Source organism: Pseudoxanthomonas sp. (assembly GCF_051953815.1).
Classification (GTDB): Bacteria; Pseudomonadota; Gammaproteobacteria; order Xanthomonadales; family Xanthomonadaceae; genus Pseudoxanthomonas_A.
On sequence record NZ_JBQCIJ010000031.1, the window covers coordinates 1 to 24,533 of the forward strand.

The 24,533-nt window shown below is 69.3% G+C and carries 20 protein-coding genes; 1 reads left to right on the forward strand and 19 read right to left on the reverse strand.

Annotated elements, in window-relative coordinates:
• The 19 genes from ACTHN1_RS07790 to ACTHN1_RS07880 form a co-directional block, all read right to left on the reverse strand.
• Positions 1 to 1,707 (reverse strand): MCP four helix bundle domain-containing protein (locus ACTHN1_RS07790; RefSeq protein ID WP_440470385.1); only part of this gene is annotated, 1,707 nt, incomplete at its 3' end.
• A 213-nt stretch (positions 1,708 to 1,920) separates the two neighbouring features.
• Positions 1,921 to 3,117 (reverse strand): OprO/OprP family phosphate-selective porin, encoded by a 1,197-nt coding sequence (locus ACTHN1_RS07795; protein ID WP_440470386.1) that lies wholly within the window; start codon positions 3,115 to 3,117, stop codon positions 1,921 to 1,923.
• Positions 3,118 to 3,214: 97 nt separating this feature from the next.
• Complete coding sequence (locus ACTHN1_RS07800; protein WP_440470387.1) at positions 3,215 to 5,185, reverse strand: chemotaxis protein CheA; 1,971 nt, start codon at positions 5,183 to 5,185, stop codon at positions 3,215 to 3,217.
• A 64-nt stretch (positions 5,186 to 5,249) separates the two neighbouring features.
• On the reverse strand, positions 5,250 to 5,615 hold the full coding sequence (locus ACTHN1_RS07805) for a response regulator (protein WP_141452570.1): 366 nt from the start codon (positions 5,613 to 5,615) through the stop codon (positions 5,250 to 5,252).
• Positions 5,612 to 5,923, reverse strand: coding sequence for an STAS domain-containing protein (locus tag ACTHN1_RS07810; protein ID WP_440470388.1), 312 nt, complete (start codon positions 5,921 to 5,923; stop codon positions 5,612 to 5,614). The genes ACTHN1_RS07805 and ACTHN1_RS07810 overlap by 4 nt, the downstream gene beginning before the upstream one ends.
• A 272-nt stretch (positions 5,924 to 6,195) precedes the next feature.
• Positions 6,196 to 7,395 carry a chemotaxis protein CheW gene (locus ACTHN1_RS07815; RefSeq protein WP_440470389.1) on the reverse strand — a complete coding sequence of 400 codons (1,200 nt, stop codon included), beginning with the start codon at positions 7,393 to 7,395 and terminating at the stop codon, positions 6,196 to 6,198.
• Positions 7,392 to 8,174 (reverse strand): ParA family protein, encoded by a 783-nt coding sequence (locus ACTHN1_RS07820; RefSeq protein ID WP_440470390.1) that lies wholly within the window; start codon positions 8,172 to 8,174, stop codon positions 7,392 to 7,394. Before ACTHN1_RS07820 ends, ACTHN1_RS07815 begins: the two co-directional genes overlap by 4 nt.
• Positions 8,174 to 9,142 (reverse strand): flagellar motor protein MotD, encoded by a 969-nt coding sequence (gene motD / locus ACTHN1_RS07825; RefSeq protein ID WP_440470391.1) that lies wholly within the window; start codon positions 9,140 to 9,142, stop codon positions 8,174 to 8,176. Before motD ends, ACTHN1_RS07820 begins: the two co-directional genes overlap by 1 nt.
• 12 nt (positions 9,143 to 9,154) lie before the next feature.
• On the reverse strand, positions 9,155 to 9,895 hold the full coding sequence (locus ACTHN1_RS07830; RefSeq protein WP_440470392.1) for a flagellar motor protein: 741 nt from the start codon (positions 9,893 to 9,895) through the stop codon (positions 9,155 to 9,157).
• Between the two features lie 224 nt (positions 9,896 to 10,119).
• A complete protein-coding gene (locus tag ACTHN1_RS07835; protein ID WP_440470393.1) occupies positions 10,120 to 11,985 on the reverse strand; it encodes a chemotaxis protein CheA in 1,866 nt (621 codons plus the stop codon).
• Between the two features lie 39 nt (positions 11,986 to 12,024).
• Complete coding sequence (locus ACTHN1_RS07840) at positions 12,025 to 12,639, reverse strand: protein phosphatase CheZ (RefSeq protein ID WP_440470394.1); 615 nt, start codon at positions 12,637 to 12,639, stop codon at positions 12,025 to 12,027.
• Positions 12,639 to 13,019: a chemotaxis response regulator CheY gene (gene cheY / locus ACTHN1_RS07845; protein ID WP_141452861.1), complete on the reverse strand. Its 381-nt coding sequence runs from the start codon at positions 13,017 to 13,019 to the stop codon at positions 12,639 to 12,641. Before cheY ends, ACTHN1_RS07840 begins: the two co-directional genes overlap by 1 nt.
• A 322-nt stretch (positions 13,020 to 13,341) precedes the next feature.
• Positions 13,342 to 14,088, reverse strand: a complete 747-nt coding sequence (locus ACTHN1_RS07850; RefSeq protein WP_440470395.1) for an RNA polymerase sigma factor FliA — start codon at positions 14,086 to 14,088, stop codon at positions 13,342 to 13,344.
• On the reverse strand, positions 14,085 to 14,963 hold the full coding sequence (locus ACTHN1_RS07855; protein ID WP_440470396.1) for a MinD/ParA family protein: 879 nt from the start codon (positions 14,961 to 14,963) through the stop codon (positions 14,085 to 14,087). Before ACTHN1_RS07855 ends, ACTHN1_RS07850 begins: the two co-directional genes overlap by 4 nt.
• On the reverse strand, positions 14,953 to 16,467 hold the full coding sequence (flhF, locus tag ACTHN1_RS07860; RefSeq protein ID WP_440470397.1) for a flagellar biosynthesis protein FlhF: 1,515 nt from the start codon (positions 16,465 to 16,467) through the stop codon (positions 14,953 to 14,955). The genes ACTHN1_RS07855 and flhF overlap by 11 nt, the downstream gene beginning before the upstream one ends.
• 158 nt (positions 16,468 to 16,625) lie before the next feature.
• Positions 16,626 to 18,674 carry a flagellar biosynthesis protein FlhA gene (gene flhA, locus ACTHN1_RS07865; RefSeq protein WP_440470402.1) on the reverse strand — a complete coding sequence of 683 codons (2,049 nt, stop codon included), beginning with the start codon at positions 18,672 to 18,674 and terminating at the stop codon, positions 16,626 to 16,628.
• Positions 18,675 to 18,703: 29 nt separating this feature from the next.
• A complete protein-coding gene (flhB, locus tag ACTHN1_RS07870) occupies positions 18,704 to 19,834 on the reverse strand; it encodes a flagellar biosynthesis protein FlhB (RefSeq protein ID WP_440470398.1) in 1,131 nt (376 codons plus the stop codon).
• A gap of 1,118 nt (positions 19,835 to 20,952) precedes the next feature.
• Positions 20,953 to 21,933 carry a diguanylate cyclase gene (locus ACTHN1_RS07875; RefSeq protein ID WP_440470399.1) on the reverse strand — a complete coding sequence of 327 codons (981 nt, stop codon included), beginning with the start codon at positions 21,931 to 21,933 and terminating at the stop codon, positions 20,953 to 20,955.
• A gap of 260 nt (positions 21,934 to 22,193) precedes the next feature.
• Positions 22,194 to 22,952 carry a hypothetical protein gene (locus ACTHN1_RS07880; RefSeq protein WP_440470400.1) on the reverse strand — a complete coding sequence of 253 codons (759 nt, stop codon included), beginning with the start codon at positions 22,950 to 22,952 and terminating at the stop codon, positions 22,194 to 22,196.
• A 156-nt stretch (positions 22,953 to 23,108) separates the two neighbouring features.
• On the opposite strand from ACTHN1_RS07880, the gene ACTHN1_RS07885 reads away from it, so the two are divergent.
• Positions 23,109 to 23,963, forward strand: coding sequence for a LysR family transcriptional regulator (locus ACTHN1_RS07885; protein WP_440470401.1), 855 nt, complete (start codon positions 23,109 to 23,111; stop codon positions 23,961 to 23,963).
• Positions 23,964 to 24,533 lie beyond the last annotated feature (570 nt).

A 24,533-nucleotide genomic window follows, 5' to 3' on the forward strand; every position in this document is an offset into this window, starting at 1 on the left:
GGCGCGGGCCGCTTCCACCGCCGCGTTGAGCGCCAGGATGTTGGTCTGGAAGGCGATGCCGTCGATGACGGCGATGATTTCGGCAATCTTGCGCGAGGCCGCTTCGATGTCGCGCATGGTGGTGACGACCTGGCCGACGACATTGCCGCCCTGGGAGGCGACGGAGGCGGCGCCGATGGCCAGCTGGTTGGCCTGGCGGGCGGAGTCGGCGTTCTGGCGCACGGTGGAGGTGAGCTCTTCCATGGAGGCGGCGGTTTCCTCCAGGTTGGCGGCCTGCTGTTCGGTGCGGCGGGACAGGTCGGCGTTGCCGGAGGCAATCTCGCCGGCGGCGGTGTTGATGGCGGTGGACGCATCCTGGATGCGGCTGACGATGTCGGTCAATTGCGCCACGGTGGCGTTGGCGTCATCGCGCATGCGGGCGAACACGCCGTGGAAGTCGCCGTCCATGCGGGCGGTCAAATCACCGCGGGCGATGGCCTGGAGCAGCTGCGACAGCTGGCCGAGGTTGGTGTCGCTGACCGCCATCATCGCGTTCAGGCCGTCGATCATCACCCGGAAGTCGTGCTCGAAGCGCTGCGCGTCGCCGCGCTGGCTGAAGTCGCCGACCGCGGCCGCGGCGGCCAGCCGCTTGATCTCGCCGTTGATGGCCGACAGGCTCGCCTTGGCGCGATCCATCGACTCGTGCAGCATGGCGCGCTGGCCGGGCAGGCGGCGCGCGTCCTGCGACAGATCGCCCACCGCGTAGCGGTTGAGGATGGCGATGGCGTCGACGATGGCGTCCAGGTGCTCGAACATCATCGTGTTGATGCCGCGCGCCAGCTCGCCGTACACGCCCGGGAAATCCTCCGGCACGCGCTGCGCGATGTTCTCGCCGGCATGCATGCGGGCCATGTGCTGGGTCTCGTCGGAGAACCGGCGCAGCATCTTCATCATCTCGTCGGTGGAGGCGAGCATCTGGCCCAGTTCGTCCTGGTGGCCGCGTTCGACCTTGACCGACAGGTCGCCGCGCGCCACCGCGTTCACCGCGCGCACCACCTGGCCCAGCGGACCGGTGATCGAACGGGTGATGGCGATGCCCAGGAAGACCGCCAGCAGCACCGCCACGCCCAGGCCCACGCACATCGCCAGCACGGTGCGCGAATAGGCGCGCTCGGAGGCGGCCACCTGCGCGGCCAGGTTGTCCACGTTGTACTGCGACAACGCCTTGAGCTGGTTGAACAGTTCGCGGCGCAGGAAGCGCGACTCGTTGGTGGAGATGGATTTCGCGGTCTCGAAATCATCGGCCGCCACCGCCGCGGAAATGCGGTCGTGCGCCGCGAAGTAGGCGGCGCGCGCCTGCTTCACTTTTTCGTAGATCGCCTTTTCCTTCGCGCTGGATTCGGTCGGGATGGCGTTGTAGGCCGCTTCCTCGGTGTCGATCAGCTTGCGGGTGTCGACCAGCTTCTGCTCGTAGTCGGCGATCTCGTCCGGCTGGCCCTGCTTGGTCAGCTGCGACTGCTCGTAGGTACGGTACTCACCGAGCTGGGCGCGCATTTCGCCCAGGTGCTGGACCGCGGGCATCCAGTTTTCATTGACCGCGCGCATCTGCGCATTGGACGTCGACAGCCGCCACAGCGACAGCGCGCCGAGCAGGACGGTGAGGACCACGGTGACGACGAAGGCCAACGTCAGCTTGCGCGCGATCGGCAGGTTGCGGAACCAGTTCATTGCTTGCTTCTCTCCAGGAGGAACACGACGGACGGCCTCCCCGTGTGGCCATTCGCGGCGGTGGTGGATGTCATGTCGCGGCGACATGCCGCTAGTAGCGGCTGCGTCGACGCGAACTTGACGGTGCATGTGGTCGTAGGGGGATTCCCGACGAACTCATGTGATCCGTGTCTTGGGCGCATTGCCCAGCCGATCACCCATCAGGTGGCGCGATCAGAAATAGAACTGCGCGCGCAGTTGCAGGATGCGCGGGTCGGCGTGCCGTCCCGCGCGGGTGGCGTCCACCTGCACGAGGTTGGCCTGCAACCGGAAATACCGGTTGAGGTAGGCGTTGACGCCCACGGTCCAGTTGGCTTCGCGGCCGCCACGGATGCCGTCGTTGTCCAGATCGATGCGGCTGTAGCGCAGCAGCAGTTCCCACGCGCCATGCGCGTGCGCCGGCAACGGATTGGAGACATTGCCGGCGTTGTAGGCACGCGATTCGCCGGTCATCAGCCAACTGCCGGCGACATACCAGCCGTCCGCTGAATAACCGGGCAGGCCGGCATCGCGGGTGGTTTCCTGGCGCAGGTATTCGCCCTGCAGCGACCACGGGCCTTCGATCCATAGCGCTTCGACGCCTTCGCGGCGGATCCGATCCACCCGGGCGAGGCTGCCCGAATCGACCAGCCGCGCGTCGGTCAGCGCCGCCTCCGGGCGGGCGCGCCAGCGCACGCTGGGCAGGATCGTCTGGCCGCGCCCGTTCACTTCGCTGTGCGGATGCTCCTCGGACGCCGACAGGCCAAGATGCAGGACGTGCCCGGCCTGCTTGCGCGGCGTCCACGCGACGCGGCCGGCGAGGGTGGTGCCGGGATTGTTGCCCTGCAGATCGTTGCCGAAGAAGTAGCCCAGGTTCCACAGGTAGGCGGGCCGCTCGAACGCCCATTCGGCGCCGACCCGGCGGCTCTCGTAGAACGCCTGCGTGGGCAGCGAGTTCTCCAGGAAGCTGCCGGCGCGGGTGGAGGTGTAGCCCTCGAATCCGACCGGAAGCTTGAACTGGCCCAATCGCAGCCTGCCGGCATCGCGGCCGAACAGCGGCTTGGTTTCCATCCGCAGCGCCACGTCCATCCAGGTGTCGGAATGGAAGTCGTAGCTGGCGGTGACGTCGTAGAAGCCCTTGCGCTTGAGGGTGAAGCCGAACTCCTTGCGGCGGAAATCCTCCTCGTCCTCCAGTGCGGTGGCGGCGGTGCCGTAGCCGTCGCCGTCGAACCGGTTGACGTCGTAGGCGTAGTTGCCGGTCGCGGCAAGTTCGGTGCCGTTGGCGAACACCAGCCGCGGCGGCCATGTCTTGGCCTCGACGGCGGATGCGGAGGCGGCCAGGCCGGCCAGCAGCGGGAGGAGCAACAGCGAAGCGGTGGAAGCGGTTTTCATGAGGATGGAATATGCAGGGCAGGCGCGCGCCGCGCGCGGCCGCCGGGGCGGTCGCGTGCGGGTGCGGGGTTGGAGAAGGGTCTTGTCGGTAAGGGGATCAGGCGGCCTGCGGCATCCGCAGCGATCGCACCAGTCCGCCCACGTCGACGATGAGAGCGACGCGGCCGTCGCCCAGGATGGTGGCGCCGGAAATCCCGTCCACGCGCCGGTAGTTGTTTTCCAGGTTCTTGACCACGACCTGCTGCTGGCCGAGCAGTTCGTCCACTTCCAGCGCCAGCTTCTGGCCGTCGCCCTCGACCACCACCACCAGCGGCTGCGTGGTGCGCGCGTGGCCGTAGCGGTAGTACTCGTTGAGCGACAGCAGCGGCAGGTATTCGCCGCGCACGCGCAGCACGCGGCCTTCGCCGGCCAGCGTGCGCACGTCCTCGGCCTGCGGTTGCAGCGCTTCCAGCACGTAGCCCAGCGGCAGGATCAGGGTTTCATCGCCCACCGCCACGGTCATGCCGTCGAGGATGGCCAGGGTCAGCGGCAGCCGGATCACCACGCGGGTGCCGTGGCCGGCGCTGCTTTCCAGCTGCACTTCGCCGCCCAGCGCCTGGATGTTGCGGCGGACCACGTCCATGCCGACGCCGCGGCCGGACAGATCGGTGACCGCGTCGGCGGTGGAGAAGCCGGGCTGGAAGATCAGATCCCATACCTGCGAATCGGTCGGATTGTCCGGCACGTGCACGCCGCGCTCGGCGGCCTTGGCCAGGATCCGCTCGCGGTTCAGGCCGCGGCCGTCGTCGCTGACCTCGATGACGATGTGGCCGCCCTGGTGCGACGCGGCCAGGGTGATCGTGCCCGTTTCCTCCTTGCCGGCGGCGCGGCGGACTTCGGGCATTTCCAGGCCGTGGTCAATCGAGTTGCGGACCAGGTGCACCAGCGGATCGGCGATGCGTTCGATCAGGCCCTTGTCCAGCTCGGTGCCTTCGCCGATCGTGCGCAGGCGCACCTGCTTGCCCAGGCGCGAGGACAGATCGCGGACCAGGCGCGGGAAGCGGCGGAACACGGCGTCCACCGGCAGCATGCGCACGCCGATGACGGCTTCCTGCAGATCGCGGGTATTGCGTTCCAGCAGATCCAGGCCGGCGAACAGGCGTTCGCACTGGGCCGGATCCAGCAGGCCCGAGACCTGCTTGAGCATGGCCTGGGTGATGACCAGTTCGCCGACCAGGTTGATCAGGCCGTCGATCTTGTCGACGCTGACGCGGATGGAACTTTCGGCGGTCTCGTTGCCGGCCGGCGCGGCGGGTGCGCCCGCGGTTGCGGCGGTGATCGTGATCGCCTCGACCGGCGCGGGAGGCGCGGCGATCGCGGCGGGAATGGGCTGGATGTCCAGTTCGCAGTCATCGACGACCCAGGCGAAGGCTTCCTCGACGGCGGCGCGCGGCACCGGACCGAGCAGGCCGAGATCCCAGGCCAGGTAGGCTTCCAGCGGATCCATCTGGGCGAAGCCGGGCAGGCGATCGACCCGGCAGGCCACTTCCAGCGGCGCCAGGTGTTCCAGTTCGCGCAGGATCCGCAGTGGATCGTTGCCGGTCATGAACAGCGACGGCGCCGGGGTGAAGCCGATGCGCCAGCCTTCCGGGGCGGCGTCCCTGGCCACCGTCGCGGCCGCGGCGCCGGCCGCCGCGCCGTCGCCCGACAGCACGGCGCCCAGGCGCGCATGCACGTCGCTGACGGCGGCGGGATCGGCGGGCTGGCCGTGTTCGGCTTCGGCCAGCAGGCTGCGCAGCACGTCGACCGAGGCCAGCATCGCGTCGATGGCCGGCGTGGCGACTTCGCGCTTGCCGGCGCGCAGTTCGTCCAGCAGGGTTTCCAGCAGATGGGTCAGGCCGGCGACCGCCTCGAAGCCGAAGGTGGCCGCGCCGCCCTTGATCGAATGCGCCGCGCGGAAGATCGAGTTGATCAGTTCGCCGTCGCGGTTGCCCTGTTCCAGCGACAGCAGTCCCGCTTCCATCGCTTCGAGCCCTTCGCGGCTTTCCTCGAAGAAGGTGGCGTGGAAGCGTTGCATGTCCATGTTCATCGATGCGGAACCCGGGCGGCGTCAGGAAAAGGGCGGAGGAAAGGCGGAGGAAAGGCGGAGCGGATCAGCCCAGGACTTTCTGGATGGTGGCGACCAGCTGTTCGGGATTGAACGGCTTGACCAGCCAGCCGGTCGCGCCGGCGGCCTTGCCTTCGGCTTTCTTGTCGGCGGCCGATTCGGTGGTGAGCATCAGCAGCGGGGTGAACTTGTAGTCGGGCAGGCCGCGCAGGGCGCGGATCAGCGCGATGCCGTCCATGTTGGGCATGTTGACGTCGGTGACCACGGCGTTGAAGCGCTGTCCCTGCGCGCGTCCCAGGGCGACCTGGCCGTCCTCGGCCTCGTCCACGGCGTATCCGGCGGAACTCAGGGCGAAGGCGACCATCTGGCGCATCGAGGCCGAATCGTCCACCACCAAAATACGTGCGCTCATGCGGCGTTCTCCACAGTTTTCGAATCGTTGTTGTCGGAAGAGGAAAGACCCAGCCGGTCGGCCAGGCCGAGCAGGCGGGCGGCGTCGCGGAAGGCGGCGCTGCTGCCGGCGAAGGCGGTGGCGTGGCCGGCCTGCTCGCGGTCGCGGAAGAAGGTGCACAGCACCTGCAGGCTGGCGGTATGCACGCGCTGCACGGTCCCGGCATCCAGCAGCAGGGGCTGCGGCTGGGCCAGGTGCGGCGCCAGTTGCTGCTTCAGATCGCTGGCGGCCTCGATGCCGAGGTCCGCGCCCAGGGGTACTGCGCTCATCTTCGCTCCGATGGGTCGGTTCCTGCGAGGTATCGGCCGAAGCGGGCAGGTCTTGAGTGTGGTGGTGAAGAAGTGCGAACCCGGTCGCGACTTGGCTGGCGCCAAAGGCAAATCCCCCTCGGTCCCCCTTCTTCGAAGGGGGAGGAAAAGCCGGGCCTTCCCGGATCCGGATCCGAATCCGAATCCGAATCCGAATCCGAATCAGGATCGGGATCGGGATCGGATCAGGACCGGATCGGATCGGGATCCGAATCAGGATCCGGATCCCGTCCTTACTTCAGCAGCTCCGACGCATCCAGCAGGATCACCGTGCGTCCGGCGAGGCGGGCCACGCCGCGGAACAGCGGATGGGTGATGCGGCACATGCGGGTGTTGTCGGGCGGTTCGATCTGCTGCTCGGTCAGGGAGGTGACGTCCTCCACCGCGGACACGCGCAGGCCGAGGATCTCGCCGTTCTCCTCCAGCACCACGATGCGGACATGGCTGTCCGGGGTGATCGCGGCGCGGCCCAGGTACAGGCCCAGGTCGAGCACGGGCACCACCTGGCCGCGCAGGTTCATCACCCCGAGCATGTGCGGGGCGGCGCCGCGCAGCGGCAGCAGGGTGGCCGGCAGCACCACCTCCTGCACCTTCAGCAGTTCCAGCGCGTAGTGCTGCTCGTCGCAACGCATCCGCAGCCAGCGGGTGCTGCGGTCGCTGGCGCGACGGCGCTCCCCGTGCGGGGAACTGGCCGGGGCCTCGTCGTCGTGGCGGCGACGCTGGAGCATGTCGAACACCGGCTTGGCGTACGCCGGCATCGATGGCATCGCCGGCGGCGTGGCGACGGGTGCGGGCGCAACGAGAGGGGCCTCCGGCGTGGGAAGGACGGGGTCGGGTATCGCGCGCTCGGCGACAGCGGGCTCCAGCGTGACGCGCTCCGGCGCAGGCGGCTCCCGCCCGCGCGCGGCATCCGCGGCACGCGCGCCGGGCGCGGCGCCGCCGTGCAGTTGATCGAGCAGGGCTTCGAACTCGTCGTCGCTGATCAGATCGCCGGCGGGCGGCGCGATCGTCGCGGGCGTCGCCTCGACGGGTGTCATCGGGATCTCCCCGGTCTCTGGAAGGGGCGTGGGTGGATCGGACGCCACCGGCGTGGCGGCGGGCGGCGCGACTTCCATCCGTTGCAGCGCCAGGATGGCGTCCGGGTCGTCGGCCACGGCGATGCCGCGGGTCGTGGCGAGCAGGCGTTCCAGCACGTCTTCGTGTTCGGCGTCGAACGCGCCCGCGCCCTCGCCGGCGTCCCCGGCGGGCGTGACGAGGCTCAGCGCGACGGTGGCTGGGGTCCGGTCGGCGTCGTGATCGATCGGCGGCGGGTTCGCCACCGCCTGCAACACCGGCGGCGGGGCCGGCGCGGCGACCACCGGCGCGGGCGCGGGCGCGGCATCCGCGCCCAGCAGATCCCGCAGGTAGTCGTCGAGCGCCGGCTGCGCGGTCACGCGGCCTGCTCCATCTGCACGCGCTCGCTGCTCAGCAGCCAGTCGAGCGCGCGCCGGTAGGCGGACAGGCCACGGCCCGGATACTGATCCGCCGCCAGCGGCTTGACCAGTTCATCGACGCTGCAGATGCGGGTGTCGTTGGGAATGGCGTCTTCCCACACGCGCTCGCCGTGGGCTTCCTGCATCTGCCGCAGGGTGTCGTTGCCGGTGCGCGTGCGCTTGTCGTGCAGGGTGGGCAGGACCGACGCCGGCAACGGGCGACGGCGCGAGCGTTCGATCATGTCCACGGTCCGGCACATGCCGGCCAGGCCGTGCAGCGCCAGCGGCTCGGTCTGGGTGGGGATGACCACGCGATCGGCCGCGGCCAGCGCGTTGACCATCAGCAGGCCCAGCGTGGGCGGACAATCGAACAGCACGTAGTCGAAATCCTGGCCGCCGCGCGCCAGCGCATTGGCCAGCGCCAGGCCGAGGCCGGGCTGGGTGGCGCTGCGGCGTTCCAGCGTGGCCAGCGCGGTCTGCGCGGCGACGAAGGACAGGCGCTCGATGCCGGTCTCGCGCACCAGCGGACCCAGCTCCGCGCCGGCGGGTTCGAACAGATCCAGCACGCCGGCCGGGGCCGGCTCGGCCGGCACGCCGAAGGCGCGGGTCAGCGAGGAGTGCGGATCCAGATCCATCAGCAATACGCGCTGGCCGCGCATCGCCAGCCCGCGTCCCAATGCCAGGGTGGTGGTGGTCTTGCCCACGCCGCCCTTCTGGTTGGCGATTGCCCACACGCGCATCAGTTCGATCCTCCTTCAAGGGTGGGCGCCAGCGCGTCGGCGTCGGCGGCCGTGGCGGGCGTCAGTGTTTCGGTCTGCGCCGGCACGCTGGCCGGCGCGGCGGGCGAGGCGGCGATCGCCGGCAGCGAACCGCCCGGCGCGTGCTCGCCTTCGCTGGCCAGGATCACCAGCAGCACCCGGCGGTTGCTGTTGCGGCCCTCGGCGGTGGCGTTGTCGCCGATCGGGCGGAACTCGCCGTAGCCGATCATCGCCAGCCGTTCCGGCGGAATCCCGTCGCGCACGAACAGGTGCACCACGCTGGCGGCGCGCGCCGCCGACAGTTCCCAGTTGGACGGAAACTGGAAGGTGCGGATCGGGCGGTCGTCGGTGTAGCCCTCCACGCGCACCCCGTTGGGCACGCCGGCCAGCACGTCGGCCAGGCTGGACACCGTCTTCTGCGCGGCCGGTTCCAGCGCGGCCGAGCCGGTGGCGAACAGGATGTCGCTGTTGATCTGCACTTCCAGCCACAGCTCGGCCCGGCGCACCACCACCAGTTTCTGGTCGACCAGCGGCGCCAGCGCCTTCTCGATGTTGTCGGCGATGGTGTCCAGCTGCTGGTGGGCGTTCTGCATGCCCTTGGCGTCCACGCTCATGTTCATCTGCGAGGCCATCGCCGCCAGCAGGGTGACGTTGGGCGCGGGCGAGGGCGCCGACGGGCCCTGCTTGGCGCCGGACTTGATCGGCGAGGGCCGGTCGAAATCCGCGCCCTGCAGCTGGTGGTTGCCGACCTGGACCGGATTGATGGTGCGCGGCGCGCCGCCGAACGCGGCGGTGAGCGCGTCGGCCATCACCCGGTACTTGCCCTCGTTGAGGGTGGAGATGGCGTACATGACCACGAAGAAGGCCAGCAGCAGCGTCATCAGATCGGCGTAGGGAATGGCCCAGGCCTCGTGGTTGACGTGTTCCTCGTGGGATTTCCGGCGTGCCATGCGGGTGCCCGATCAGTGCAGGAAGCCGGCCAGCTTGGATTCGATGTTGCGCGGGTTCTCGCCCTGGGCGATCGCGATCAGGCCCTCGATGATCATCTCGCGCTCGCGGCTCTGCCCGCCGATCACGCTCTTGAGCTTGCTGGCCACGGGCAGGAAGAACAGGTTGGCCGAGGCGATGCCGTAGATGGTGGCGGTGAACGCGGCGGCGATGCCGTGGCCCAGCTTGCTGGGATCGGCCAGGTTCTTCATCACCGCGATCAGGCCGAACACGGCGCCGATGATGCCCAGGGTGGGCGCGTAGATGCCCATCGCCTCGAACACCTTGGCGGCGGCCAGATCCTGGTGCTCCTGGCTGTTGAGATCGATTTCCAGCATGTGCCGGATGGCTTCCGGCTCCAGGCCGTCGACCAGCATCTGCAGGCCCTTCTTCAGAAACGGATCGCTCTGCTCGTTGACCAGCGGCTCCAGTCCCAGCAGGCCCTGCTTGCGGGCGATGTTGCTCCACTCGATGATCTGCGCCACCAGGCTGTCGTGGTTGGCGCCGGGAGGACGGATCACCCAGCGGGCGATCGAGACGGCGCGCTTGAACACCGCCGGCGGCGTGTGCACCAGGATCGCGGCGACAGTGCCGAGGATGACGATGACGAAGGCCGCCGAGGACCACAGCGACGACACGCCGGCGCCCTTGAGGATGCTGCCGCCGACGAGGGCGACCAGGGCGAGGATGAGACCGATGAGGCTGAAGATATCCATATGCGGTGGTATCGGCCGTGGCGGCGCGGACTTGAGTTGGCGGGGGCGATCCGGTCCTGCCCGGTCTTCGACCGCGGGCGGCTTGCCGGGACGAATCGACAAGTCCGGGATTCGTGTCGGAGGCGGGATATCAGCGGAGCAGGCTCAGCGCCATGGGTGTCGCATGCGCCCCCATCCGCCCTCCGGGCACATTCCCCCGCGGGCGGGGGAAGGGAGCGGGACGGTCACGCGGCCGCTTCGCGCAGGCCGTCCACGTCCAGGATCAGGGCCATGCGGCCGTCGCCGATCAGGGTCGCGCCGGCATAGCCGCGCAGGCCGCGCACCGCGCGCGGCAATGGCTTGATCACCACTTCCTCGCGTCCGCGCACCTGATCCACCACCAGGCCGAAGCGCTGGTCGCCCATCTGCAACACCACGATGGTCAGCAGCGGCGCCTTGATCGCCTCCACGCCCAGCCAGCGGCGCAGGTCGACCAGTGGCAGGGTATTCGATTGCCGGTCCAGCACGGCCTGGCCGTCGAACCAGCGCAGGCTCGACGCGGGCGCATGCAGCACTTCCATCACCCGCGCCAGCGGCAGCGCGTAGACCGGATCGCCGGCCTGCACCAGCAGGGTCGGCAGGATCGCCAGGGTCAACGGCACCCGGATCAGGAAACGGCTGCCGCGCCCCAGCTGCGAATGGATCTGGATCTGGCCGCTGAGTTCGCGGATGCGCGACTGCACCACGTCCATGCCGACGCCGCGGCCGGAGATGTCGGTGATCTCGGCCTTGGTCGAGAAGCCCGGCAGGAAAATCAGTTGCAGGCATTCGTCGTGCGACAGGCGCGCGGCGGCTTCCGGTTCGATCAGGCCCTTTTCCAGCGCCTTGTCGCGCAGCCGTTCGGGATCGATGCCGGCGCCGTCGTCGCGGATCTCGATGGTGACGTAGTCGCCTTCCTGCTGCGCCGCCAGCCGGACCTGGCCGCTGCGCGGCTTGCCGGTGGCCTCGCGCAGATCCGGCAGTTCGATGCCGTGGTCGATCGCGTTGCGGACCAGGTGCACCAGCGGATCGGACAGCGCCTCGACCAGGTTGCGATCCAGCTCGGTGTCCGCGCCGATCAGTTCGAGGTCCACTTCCTTCTTCAGCGAACGGGCGACGTCGCGCGCGACCTTGGGGAAGCGCGAGAACACCTTGCCGACCGGTTGCATGCGGGTGCGCATCACCGCGTTCTGCAGGCGCGCGGTGGCGATGTCCAGGCCACTGACCGCGCGATCCAGTTCCTCGTCGCGCAGGCGCGCGCGCAGGGTCTTCAGGCGGTTGCGCGAAAGCACCAGTTCGCCGACCAGGTTGACGATCGCGTCCAGCCGCTTGGTGTCCACGCGGATGGTCTGCTCGGCCTCGCTGGCGCGCGCGGCCGGCCGCGCCAGCGCAGCCGATGGCGCGGGTGCGGGAGCGGGCGGGCGCGGGGCGGCGGGCTTGGGCGCCGCCGCCGCTGCGGCGGCCGCGCCGGGCGCGGCGCCGCCGTGGAGTTGATCCAGCAGCGCTTCGAACTCGTCCTCGCTGATCAGGTCGCCGGCGACGGAGGGGGCGGCCTGCGCGGTCGGCGCGGCGGCGCCGTGGAGCTGGTCGAGCAGCGCCTCGAATTCGTCGTCGCTGATCAGATCGTCGCCGCCGCTGGCGGCCGGACGCGGCGCGACCACCGCCGGCGCGGCCCGGGCCGCTGGCGCGCCGCCGGTATCGACGTCGAACTGGGCGATCAGCGTGGCGGGCGCGTGCGGCGGTTCCTCGCCGGCGCCGACCGCGTCGAGCATGCGTTGCAGCCAGTCCAGCGATTGCTGGGCGGCATCGAAATGATCCGCTTCCAGGGTCGCCTTGCCGGCGCGGACCATGCCCAGCGCCTCCTCGGCGGCATGGCACAGGTGCACCATCGCCTGGATGCCGAGAAAGCCGGCGCCGCCCTTGAGCGTGTGGAAGCCGCGGAACACCGCGTTGAGCTGTTCACTGTCGCCCGGATCCTGCTCCAGCGTCACCAACTGCTCGCCAAGGCGATCCAGGATTTCCTGGGCCTCGATGAGGAAGTCGGCGGCGATTTCGGGCGTGACGGCGGACATGGTTCGGCTCGGTGGCGGAGGCTGCGGAGGGCGGGGCGGCTAGAGGCCCAGGCCCGACAGCAGGTCGTCGGCGTCGTCCTGCGAGAACGCGTTCTTGTCCAGGCCGGCGACGGCGGGACCGGCCAATCCGCCGTCCTTCTTTTCCGGCGGCGGCAGCCCGAGTTCGCCGAAGCCTTCGTGCACGCGGCGGACGATGCCGGCGACGCGCCGGATGATCTGGCCGGTAAGGTCCTGGTAGCTCTGCGCCAGCGCCATTTCCGACAGGCCGGCGCGGATCTGGTCCACCACCCGGGTCTGTTCGGCGCTCAGCGCGGTTGTCTTGAGCTGGTCGGCCAGGGCGCGGCACTGCTCGGCCAGATCGAGGGTCTTGTGGCTGGCCTGTTCGGTCATCGCCACCACGTGATCCAGGCGCGCGCAGGCGTCGTCGAGATCGCCGGCGCCGCCGTGGGTGGGCGGCAGTTCGCCCAGGGTCTGCGCGAGCTCGCGGGCCAACCGGCCCAGGCCCTGCATCATCGGCTGCGTGCGCCAGGCGGCGATGGTGTCCAGCTCGCGCCGCCAGCCGGCTTCGTCGCCCAGTTCCAGCGCGTCCAGCGCGTGCTGCAGGCGTTCGACCAGCGCGGCGCGGGCGCTGCCGGCTTCCATGACCGCAGCCATCAGGCGGCGGCCCCGAGGCGCTCGAAAATCTTGCCGAGCTTCTCTTCCAGGGTCTGCGCGGTGAAGGGCTTGATGATGTAGCCGTTCACGCCGTTCTGCGCGGCCTCGATGATCTGCTCGCGCTTGGCCTCGGCGGTGACCATCAGCACCGGCAGGGTCTTGAAGCGGTCGTCGGCGCGGATCGCCTTGAGCAGCTCGATGCCGGTCATGCCCGGCATGTTCCAGTCGGTGACCACGAAGTCGAAACTGCCCTGGGCCAGCGCGGTCAGGGCGCTGGAACCGTCGTCGGCCTCGGCGGTATTGGTGTAGCCCAGATCGTTGAGAAGGTTCTTGATGATGCGGCGCATCGTCGAGAAGTCGTCCACGATCAGGATCCGCATGTTCTTGTTGGCTGTCACGAAAGGCTCCGGGTGAAGCAGGGCAAGGGTGGTCTCGAGGACCTTATCGGCAGGAGGCGGGGAAACTTTTGGGTCGGGATTGGGGGCTTGGGCGGGGATTGGGGATTGGGGAATAAAAAAAGCAGCGCTTTGCCTCCCCCTTTGCAAAAGGGGGACTGAGGGGGATTGGCTTTTGGCGCCAAAAGCAAGCGCTTTTCAACCGCCGAATGGCGGGTCAATCCCCCGTCGCCCGCTCCGCGGGCGCCCGCCCCCTTTTTCAAAGGAGGCTCATCCCGATTCCCCAATCTTCAATCCCCGCGCCCGATCAATCCTCCAGCCCGGCGTCCACGCTCTCGAATACATTCAGCCGGCCGCGCAGGCGCAGCATGGCCTGGCCGTGGATCTGGCAGACCCGCGATTCGCTGACCCCGAGCACCGCGCCGATTTCCTTCAGGTTGAGCTCCTGCTCGTAGTACATCGACAGCACCAGCTGTTCGCGCTCGGGCAACTGGCCGATGGCCTTGATCAGCGACTGGCGGAACTCGCCGCGTTCGAGCTGCTGCTGCGGGCTGGGGCCGCCGGTGACCGCGGTCTGCGGTTCGCCGTGGTCCTCGATGTGCGATTCCAGGCTCAGCACCTGGCCGCGCGCGGCGTCCTCCAGCAGGCGCAGGTATTCGGGCAGCGGCATCTCCATCGCCGACGCCACTTCGGTGGCGATGGCGGCGCGGCCGGTGCGCTGTTCGATTTCGCGCACGGTGGCGGCGGCTTGGCGGGCGCGCCGGTGCACCGAGCGCGGCACCCAGTCGCCGCGCCGGATCTCGTCGATCATCGAACCGCGGATGCGGATCGAGGCGAAGGTCTCGAACGAGGCGCCCTGTTCGGCGTCGTAGCTGCGCGAAGCTTCGAGCAGGCCGATCATGCCGGCCTGGATCAGATCGTCGATCTCCACGCTGGCGGGCAGGCGCGCGGCCAGGTGGTGGGCGATGCGGCGGACCAGGTCCGCGTGCACCGTGACGAAGTCGGTGGCCGCCGCTTTCTGGACGGCACGGTATTGGGCGGCGCCGGTACTCATGCAGGCACGCTCCGGTTGATCATGCGTTCGACGAAGAACTCGACGTTGCCGCGGGCGCCTGACGGCGGCTGCCAGCGCGCGGTGACCCGGGCGATCTCGTTGATGGCGCGCGCGGACGGGCTGCCCGGATACGCCTTCACCACCGCCTGCTGGCGCTGCACCGCGCGGCGCAGCCAGTCATCCTGCGGCACCGCGCCCAGGTAGTGCAGGGCGACGTCGCCGAGGAAGCGCTCGCACACGCGGGCCAGCTTCTCGTACAGCTTGCGGCCCTCGTTGGGGTCGCGGACCATGTTGGCGATCACGTGCACGCGGTCCACGCCGCGCTCGCGCGAGAGCACCTTGATCAGGGCGTAGGCGTCGGTGATCGAGGCCGGCTCGTCGCAGACCACCACCACCGTGTCCTGCGCGGCCTGGCAGAAGGTCAGCACGCTGTCGGTGATGCCGGCGGCGGTGTCCACCACCATCACGTCCAGGGCGCGCTGCAGTTCCGAGAACACGTTGACCAGGCCGACGTGTTCGGCCGGCGAGAGTTCGGCCATGTGCCGGAAACCCGACGAGGCCGGGACGATCAGCAGGCCCTCCGGGCCCTCCAGCAGCACGTCCTCCAGCTGGCAGCGCTCGGCGACCAGATCGGCCAGGGTGTACTTGGGGGTCAGCCCCAGCAGCACGTCGACGTTGGCCAGGCCCAGGTCGGCGTCCATCAGCAGGGTGCGCTTGCCCATTTCGGCCAGCGACGCGGCCAGGTTGACAGACACGTTGGTCTTGCCGACGCCGCCCTTGCCGCCGGTCACCGCGATCACGCGGACCGGATGGAAGGCGCCGGTCAGCGGCGGGGTGCTGCGCGGATTGGTCTGCAGCAGGTGTTCATGCGACATGGATGGTCTCCGCGTGGCTGGGTTCGTCGGCTTCCCGACGCAGTTGATCCAGGCGCAGGACCAGGTTGGGCGCGCTGGCGCGATGCAGGTCGTCCGGCACGCGCTGGCCGTCGGTGATCCAGGCCATCGGCAACTGGTGATCGACGATGACCGACAGCGCGCTGCCGAGCCGACCGGTCTCGTCGACCTTGGTCAGCACCACGCCGTGCGGCTGGGCGCCGCTGAAGCGGCGGACCACTTCGTCCAGGTCGCCGAAATGCGAATTGGCGGGCAGCACCAGCAGGGTATGCACCTGCCCGGCGGCGCGCAGCCAGTTGAGCTGGCCGACCAGGTTGCGATCGCGCTGGCCCATGCCGGCGGTGTCGATCAGCACCAGCTTGTAGTCGCGCAGGCGTTCCAGGGTCTGCGCCAGGCGCACGTCGCTGTCGGCCTCGTGCACGGCGATGCCGAGCTGGCGGCCGTAGCTGTGCAGTTGTTCGCGGCCGCCCACGCGCACGGTGTCGGTGGTGACCAGGGCGACGTCGCGCGGGTTGTGGCGATCGGCGTAGGCGGCGGCCAGCTTGGCGATGGTGGTGGTCTTGCCGGCGCCGGTCGGGCCGACCAGGGCGATCACGCCGCCCTGTTCCAGCGGATCCTGCGGCAGGATCGGCAGCTTGCGCGACAGCAGGCCCAGCATCAGGCCGCGGCCGCGATGCGGTTCGGTGTCGGCGGGAATCTGCAGGGCGACGTCGCGGGTGATGCCGGCGTCGAAGCCGTAATCGTCCAGCAGCTCCATCGCCTGCGCGCGCACCGGCGAACCGCGCAGGCGCTCGTCGGTGAGGCGGTGCATCTCGCCTTCGATCATTTCCCGCATCGCCGCCAGTTCGGCGCGCATCTGCACCAGCTGCTCATCCTCGGCGCGCGCGCGCGCGGCGTTGTCGGCGACCACGCTCAGCACGGGCGCGGCGGACACCTCAGGTTGCGGCGCGATCGCCACCGGCTCGGGGGCGGACACCGGTGCGGGCATCTCCACCGGAGCCGACGGCAGGCTGGCGGCCAGGCGTGCGGCGAAGGACTGAGGATCCACGGCGAAGGTGGCCGGGGCGGGGCGTTCGGGCTCGAAGGCGGCGATCGGCGCGACGGGTGCGGTCGGCACGACGGACGCGACGGGCGCCTGCGGGTCGTTGGTCGCGGGCGCGGCGGCCACCCGGCTGAAGTAGGCGGCGGCCGCTTCGGCGGGCGACAGCGCGGGCGTCGCGGAGGAGGCCGACGGTTCACCGCGGACCTGTGTCTGCGCGCCACGCGCGAACGATGGAACCAGCGGCACCGGTTCGGCGGGCGCGGCCGGACGCATCGCTTCCAGCGTCCGCTGCACCAGGGTCTCGTCGTAATTGGAGGCCGCCACGATCTCGACGCCGTCGTCGGTCATCCGGTTGGACAGGATCACCGCGTCCGGTCCCTGTTCCTGCCGGACCAGCGCGAAGGCGGTGCGCATGTCGGGTGCGACGAAACGTTTGATTTTCATGGGAAGGACCGGGATTGGGGATTCGGGATTCGGGATGGGGTGGAGCAGGGCGATGGCGAGCCGTTCGCGGTGATTGGGTATCTAGGTCGTGTCGTGTTCGTCTTCATTGCTGCTTCCCCGTCATGAACCCGCTTCCGCGAATCCCCAATCCCGTCGCTTCAACTGATCGTTCCCACCAGCTTCAACCGCTTGTCCTCCGGCACTTCGCTGTAGGACAGGACCGACAGCGTGGGAACGCTGTGCCGGACCAGTCGCGCCAGCGCGGCGCGGACGCCACCGGGGACCAGCACCACCGCCGGCTCGCTGCGCGCATCCTGCTGGGCGACGCAGTCGGCCAGGCTCTGGTGGAGCCGTTCGGCCAGGCCGGGTTCCAGCGCGGCGCCGGTGCCCTGCACGCTGTCCTGCAAGACACGTTCCAGTTGCGGCGCCAGGGTGTAGACGGGCAGTTCCGGCGCCATGCCGGAAATCTCCTGGACGATGAAGCGGCCCAGCGAGGTGCGCACGGCGGCGGTGAGCGCGGCCGGATCCGGGTTCTGCGGACCGAATTCGACCAGCGCCTCGACGATCCGGCGCAGCTGGCGGATCGGCACGCGTTCGATCAGCAGGTTCTGCAGCACCCGCACCACCGTCGACAGCGCCAGGGTCTTGGGAGTCAGGTCCTCGACCAGCTTGGGCGCGGTCTTGCCGAGGTTGGCGAGCAGTTGCTGCACTTCCTCGTGGCCCAGCAGTTCCGGCGCGTGTTCGCGCACCAGGTGCGAGAGATGGGTGGCGACCACGGTGGAAGCGTCGACCACGGTATAGCCCAGCGATTCGGCCATCGCGTGCTGGGCGGGGGTGATCCAGGTGGCGTCCAGGCCGAACGCGGGATCCCGCCCGGGAATGCCGTCGAGCGCGCCGAACGCGCCGCCCGGATCCAGCGCCAGTTCGCGGTCCGGATGAATCTCGGCGGTGGCGACCGGCACGCCATGCACCAGCAGGCGGTAGCCGTTGGACGGCAGTTCCAGGTTGTCGCGGATGTGCACCGGCGGCACCAGGAAACCCAGGTCCTGGGTGAGCTTGCGGCGCACCGCCTTGATCCGCGACATCAGTTCGCCGCCCTGCGCCTTGTCCACCAGCGGAATCAGCCGGTAGCCGACCTCCAGCCCCAGCGGATCCACCGGCCGCACTTCGTCCCAGGTCAGTTCGGCCTGCGGGTTGGACGGCGCGGGCAGGGCGGGATCGGCGGCCGCGCCGTTCTCGCCGCCGGCGCCGGGCTGCTGCTTTTTCCACAGTTTCCAGGCGATGTAGCCGAGCACCGCCGCCAGCGTCAAAAACACGACATTGGGCATGCCCGGGACCAGCCCGACCACGCCGATCAGGCTGGCCGCCACCGCCAGCGCCTTGTGCTGGCCGAACACCTGGCCGACCATCGCGCCGCCCATGTCCTGGGCGCGCGAGGCGCGGGTGACCAGCATCGCCACCGCCGAGGACACCAGCAGCGCCGGCAGCTGCGCCACCAGGCCGTCGCCGATCGACAGCAGGGTGTAGATCTTGGCCGCCTCGCCGACCGGCAGGCCGTGCTGGAGCACGCCGATCGCCAGGCCGCCGACCAGGTTGATGAACAGGATCAGGATGCCGGCGATGGCGTCGCCGCGGATGAACTTGCTGGCGCCGTCCATCGCGCCGTAGAAGTCGGCTTCCTCGCGCACTTCCTCGCGCCGGGCCTTGGCCTCCTCGCGGGTCAGCAGGCCGGCGTTGAGGTCGGCGTCGATCGCCATCTGCTTGCCGGGCATCGCGTCCAGGATGAAGCGCGCCGACACTTCCGAGATGCGTCCGGCGCCCTTGGTGATGACCACGAAGTTGATGATGGTCAGGATCGCGAACACCACCAGGCCGACCGCGAAATTGCCGCCGACCACGAACTCGCCGAACGCCTCGATGACCTTGCCGGCCGCGCCGTGGCCGTCCTGGCCGTGCAGCAGCACCACGCGGGTGGACGCCACGTTGAGCGCCAGCCGCAGCATCGTGGTCATCAGCAGCACGATCGGGAAGATGGTGAAGTCGAGCGGGCGGCGCACGTAGACCACCGCCAGCAGCACCACCAGCGAGATGGCGATGTTGAAACTGAAGAGCGCGTCCAGCACCGGCGGCGCCAGCGGGACGATGACCATGGCCAGCATCGCCAGCACGATCAGCGGCGCGCCCAGGCCGTGGCGCAGCATGTCCATCATCCGCGAGGTGGGGCTGGGAACCGCGCTCATGCCGGCTTGCCCTCATCCACGTCCACCGCCGGCGGATCCGGGTGATCGGCCAGGGTGCCGTCGCGCCAGGCGCGCAGCTGGTAGACGTAGGACAGGATCTGGGCGACGGCGGTATACAGTCTCACGGGGATCTCCCGGCCGAGTTGCCCTTCGCGATACAAGGCCCGTGCCAGTGGCGGCGCCGAGACGATGGCGACCCGGTGGGCCTCGGCGACCTCGCGGATGCGCAGGGCGATTTCGTCCACGCCCTTGGCGACCACCCGCGGCGCGCCCATCTGGCCGGCTTCGTACTTCAGGGCCACCGCGTAGTGGGTCGGGTTGACCACGATGACGTCGGCGGTCGGCACTTCCTCGATCATCCGGCGCTGCGACAACTGGTGCTGCATCTGCCGGATCCGGCCCTTCACCTCCGGCCGGCCCTCGCTTTCCTTCAGTTCCTCGCGCAGTTCCTGGCGGGTCATCTTCAGCTTCCGCATCCAGTTCCACTTCTGGTACGGCGCGTCGATGGCGGCCAGCAGCGCCAAGGCGCCGGCGCAGGCCAGCAGCAGGCCGCCGGCGAACCCCATGCCCGAACGCACCGCCTGTTCCAGCGGCATGGTCAGCAGCTCGCGCAGGGCGTTCAGGCCCAGCTTCAGGCTCAGCCCCGCGGCCAGTCCGACGAAGGCCACGCGCAGCAGCGACTTCAGCAGTTCGGCCACGCTCTCGGCGCCGTACAGGCGCTTGATGCCCGCCAGCGGGCTGAGCCGCTTCAGGTCCGGCGCCAGCGCCTTGCCCGAGAAACGCAGCCCGCCCATCAGCACCGGGCCGATGAAGCCGGCCAGCAGGCACAGGCCGACCATCGGCAGGACCACCCACAACAGTTGCAGCAGCAGCGCGCCGACGTGGCCGAACAACTGGTCCGGGTGCTTGAACAGCTGGGGATCCGGGCTGAGCGCGATCTTCATCCAGCCCAGCGACCCGCGCGCGAGCGGCCCGGACATCGTCAGCAGCGCCACCACGCCGGCGCCGAACACCGCCGCCGTCGCCAGTTCCCGCGAGCGCGGGATGTTGCCCTGTTCACGGGCTTCGCGCAGGCGTTTTTCGCTGGGTTGTTCGGTGCGTTCGCCGCTTTCGTCCTGCTCGGCCATGGGGGTGTGTCAGGGAAACCTGACGGTGTTTTGCAAGTCCTGTTCCAGAGGGGTGACGGGATTCGGGCGGTGGGTCCGGATGGCGGGAGCAGGGGCGCGATGGGGGATGGATGGATCTTGGGTGCTGGCGCGCGGGTTGTTATCGGTTCTCAGCCATGGCTCGCTGCCTCGGGCGTCACTTTGACCAGCCTTCGGCTGTTGAGAAGCGCTTCTTTGCTTGTGCAAAGAAAGCCGAAGAAACACACCCCGGTCCTCGCGCCCCAGCCGCGAAGCGGCTGGGATTCGTGTCGCCGGCGGGAATTTTGGGACGGCACATCCGTGTGCCGACCCAAAACGCCGCGCGTCCTGCGCGGCGCCCTGCGGGTTTGCCCACCGGCGCCACCGCTGCGGATGGGGCCCCAAGAGCAAATAGGCATCGCTTTGTCTCTTCGGGGCGCTGACGCGGGTTTGTTTTCGGTGGCCGTACATGGCGCGCTTGCCGCGGGGCGTCACTTTGACCAGCCTTCGGCTGTTGAGAAGCGCTTCTTTGCTTGTGCAAAGAAAAGTAACCAAAAGAAACACACCCCGGTCCTCGCGCCCCAGCCGCGTTGCGGCTGGGGTTCGTGTCGCCAGTGGGAATTTTGGGACGGCACATCCATGTGCCGACCCAAAACGCTGCACATCCCTGTGCAGCGCCCTTCGGGTTTGCCCACCGGCGCCACCGCTGCGGATGGGGCCCCAAAAAAGCAGAAGCCGACTTCCGGATAGCCGCTGTTGCCGTTGCCTTTGCCGTTGTTGTTGCTTTGGCTCTACGGGCCCCCGTCAAGGCGTGGCAAGCGGGCCGGGTAAACCCGCAGGGCGGCGCACATGGACGTGCGCCGTTTTCGGCAGGGGCAGGATGCCCCTTCCGAAAATTCCCGGGCCGATTGCGGACCCTGCGCGCGCAGCGCGCAGGGCACGCCGCCAGGGGTGTGTTTCTTTGGTTCCTTTCTTTGCACAAGCAAAGAAAGGGACGCCCCGCGGCGAGCGCACCATCGGCGTCCACCAATAGCAACGCCCCGCGTCAGCGCCAGGACGACAATGAAAAAACTCAGCCAGCGTCTGCCCTGTCCGGGCGGATCATTTCCAGAAGAGCCGACTCAAAACAAATCTTCGGCAATCACATAACTATCGCGCCCATTCGACTTGGCCCGATACAACGCCGCATCCGCCCGCGAAAACCAGTCATGCCAATCCCGCTCATGCCCCAGCAGCGCCCCGCCCAGCGAGATGGTGATCCGTCCGCCGGGCCCGCGCAGCGACCCCCGCACCGCCTTGCGCAGGCGTTCGGTCGCCGCTTCCAGTTCGTCGCGGCTGGTCACCTGCAGCAACACCACGAATTCCTCGCCGCCGAACCGGTACACCTGGTCGTCCTTGCGCATCTCGAACCGCAGGATCGAGGCCAGATCGGCGATGGCGTCGTCGCCGGCGGCGTGGCCGTAGAGGTCGTTGACCTCCTTGAAGCGGTCCAGGTCCAGCACGATCAGCCCGTAGCGGCCCCGGCCCAGTGTCTGCTGCTCGACCGCCAGGGTCAGGGCGCGCTCCATCATCCGGCGGTTGGGGACGTTGGTCAGCGCGTCCAGCGAGGCCAGTTCCTGCAGTTCGACCCGGTCGTCCTGGCTGCGGGTGGCGAAGGTGTACGAGAACAACGCGGTCAGCGCCGCGGTCACCAGGGTGGAGACCGCATGGAACATGTCGGGGAACACCCCCGGCAGCACGCACAGGGCCACCAGCATGGCCAGGCCGGCGCCCAGCGCCAGGCGCCGGTCGGCGAGGAAGAAGTTGGTCAGCAGCACCAGGTACAGCCAGGTCAGGGCGATCGGGCCGATCAGCCCGACCGCCAGCAGGCAGCCGCAGGAATTCAGCAGGCACATCAGGTTGCCGGCGCGCAGGCTGTTGCCGCTGCGGCGGGCGTAGATCACCACGCCCAGGATGGCGACCGCGATCACCGCGTCCACCGCCACCGCGGTGAGATCGCCGCGCACCAGCCGGTAAATCGCGAACGCGGCGACCACCATCGTCGTGGTCACGCCCAACAGGGTGATCAGTTCCAAGCGGATGTCGCGGTTCTTGGGGTTCATCCCGGTAACGTTCGGCGCCCCATGGCGCCAGCAGCGATGATTTCGTCGTGTTTCCCGATGCAAGTCTAGTGCCGGAAATCCGACTTCGGGTGAATCCCGTCAAGGAACCGTTGTGGACCGCCGGGGTACGGGGATCCCTGCAGCAGCGAGGTGAGTCGCGGGCTCGGGCTGGAGCGAAGGCCGACGATCCGGCACGGCCTGGTGGGTGTCGGCGGGTCGCCCGGTCGCGACTCACGCCGTTTCCACGGCGGGATCGCCGCTCAGCGGGCCGGAATCAGGCTCAGGTCGGCCCGGTATTCCCAGGTCTCCACATCGGCGGAGATGACGGCGTCGGCCAGCGCGGCCGCGACGGACCGGGCCTGCGGGTCGGTCGAACGGGCGAGCAGGGCGTCGAGGTCGTCGGTGCCGCGGTCGTGGTCCCGCCAGCCTTGTTGCGCGATCAGCAGCAGGTAGCCGGGCGCGTCGCCGCTGACCGGTTCGTACCAGCTGTGCGCGGGCGCGTCGGCGGGGAGCGCGGCACGGGCCAACCGGACCGCCTGCTCGAACGCCGCGCGCGCACCCGGCCGGACCACGTAGCGGGTGACCTGCACGCGCGGCGAGGGTTGCCAGCGCTCCAGTGGAAAACCGCTGCTCAGATCCCGGCGCAGCCGGTAGCTGGCGCGGAACGCAGGCTCCACGAACGGGGTGACGTTGCGCCCGGCGTCGGCGCCGTCGCCGGCCGGATCGACGCGCTGATCGAAGGCGGCGAACGGCGCGCCGAAGCTGCCGTCGACGAACATGCCCGCGCGCTTGCCGTCGCTGACGTACCAGCCGTACCAGACCAGCGGATCCCCGGCGTCGCGATGCCAGGCCAGATGCCGGCGGTAGCCCGCGTCGAAGGCCGCGCGCTGGCCCGGTTTCGGCCAATACCCGAACAGGTGCGCGGCGTCGCCGCTGTCACGGGTGGAAACGGTGGGCGCGGCGGCGTGCGCGTGGGGCAGCCAGGCGGCCAGCAGCAGGCAGGCGAACAGGCGACGCATCGGCAGGTTCCGGCGGGAGGAGGTCCACAGGCTAGGCGCTCCGCCGGCACGCGGCCATTTCAAATCCGGGCGGCGCCGTTCGATGCCATCGAATGACGGCGCACGCCGTACCATCCGCATTCCCTGGTCGAAATTCCTTGATCGAGCCGTTCGCCGATGCTTCCCGATTTCCGCCGCCTGGCCGTGTTCCGCACCGTGGTCGCCGAAGGCGGCGTCAACGCCGCCGCCCGCGCGCTGCACAAGTCGCCCTCGGCGGTCACCTACGATCTGCAGCAACTGGAAGGCCAGCTCGGCACGCCGCTGTTCCGCCGCAGCGGCAGCCGGCTGGTGCTGACGCCGCGCGGCCGCGTGCTGGCCGCGTCCATCGAGCGCGCCTACCTGGATCTGGGGCAGGCCTGGGAGAACGTGCGCGAGGACGTCGGCGCCGAGCCGCTGCGGATCGCCTGCGTGTCCGGCTTCGGCCGCTACCGGCTGGTGCCGCGCCTGCTGACGCTGCTGCCGGAAGGACGTCCGCTGGAAGTGCTGTTCCGCACCGCCAGCCAAGTGCTGGCGCTGCTGGAAACCGGTCGGGTGTCGCTGGGCGTGAGCTATCGCCCGCTGGTGACCACGGGCATCGCGTCGGTGCCGCTGGGCAGCGAGGAACTGGCGCTGGTCGGCCCGAAGACGCGCCGGGCGACACCGCGCGCGGCGGACGTCGCGGCGCTGCCGTTCGTCACCTACGAGGAATTCGAGTACGTGTTCTTCCGCTGGTTCGAAAGCCAGCAGTTGCCGCTGCCGTCGCGCTGGCACCGCAGCGATCATTTCGATGAGCTGGAAGAGGCGCTGGAAAGCGTGGCGCAGGGGCGCGGCTGGTCGATCGTGCCGCTGGATTCGGCGCTGGGCAGTGCGTATCGATCACGGGTGCGGGTGCATCGATTGGGGCGGGCCTGTCTCAACGAGGTGCATTTGATTGGGCGGGAGCGCGATTTGCGGAGTGAGGATGCGGGGTTGTTGCGGGCGGCGGCCGGTTAGGGCCTGGCTGGCCGCTATCCGTGTCCGCGAGAGAACGGATTTTCTTGGAGCGGAAGTCGCTCTGCTGATGAGTGTGTTGTAAGGGTATGGGGCGCTGGCGCGCGGGTTGCTATCGGTTCTCGCCGATGGCGCGCTTGCCGCGGGGCGTCACTTTGACCAGCCCTCGGCTGTTGAGAAGCGCTTCTTTGCTTGTGCAAAGAAAGCCGAAGAAACACACCCGGTCCTCGCGCCCCAGCCGCGAAGCGGCTGGGATTCGTGTCGCCGGCGGGAATTTTGGGCCGGCACATCCGGGGGCCGACCCAACACGCCGCGCGTCCTGCGCGGCGCCCTGCGGGTTTGCCCACCGGCGCCACCGCTGCGGATGGGGCCCCAAGAGCAAATAGGCATCGCTTTGTCTTTTCGGGGCGCTGACGCGGGTTTGTTTTCGGTGGCCGTACATGGCGCGCTGCCGCGGGGCGTTCCTTTCTTTGCTTGTGGAAAGAAAGTAACCAAAGAAACCCACCCCGGTCCTCGCGCCCCAACGGCTGCGCCGTTGGGGTCCGTGTCGCCAGTGGGAATTTTGGGACGGCA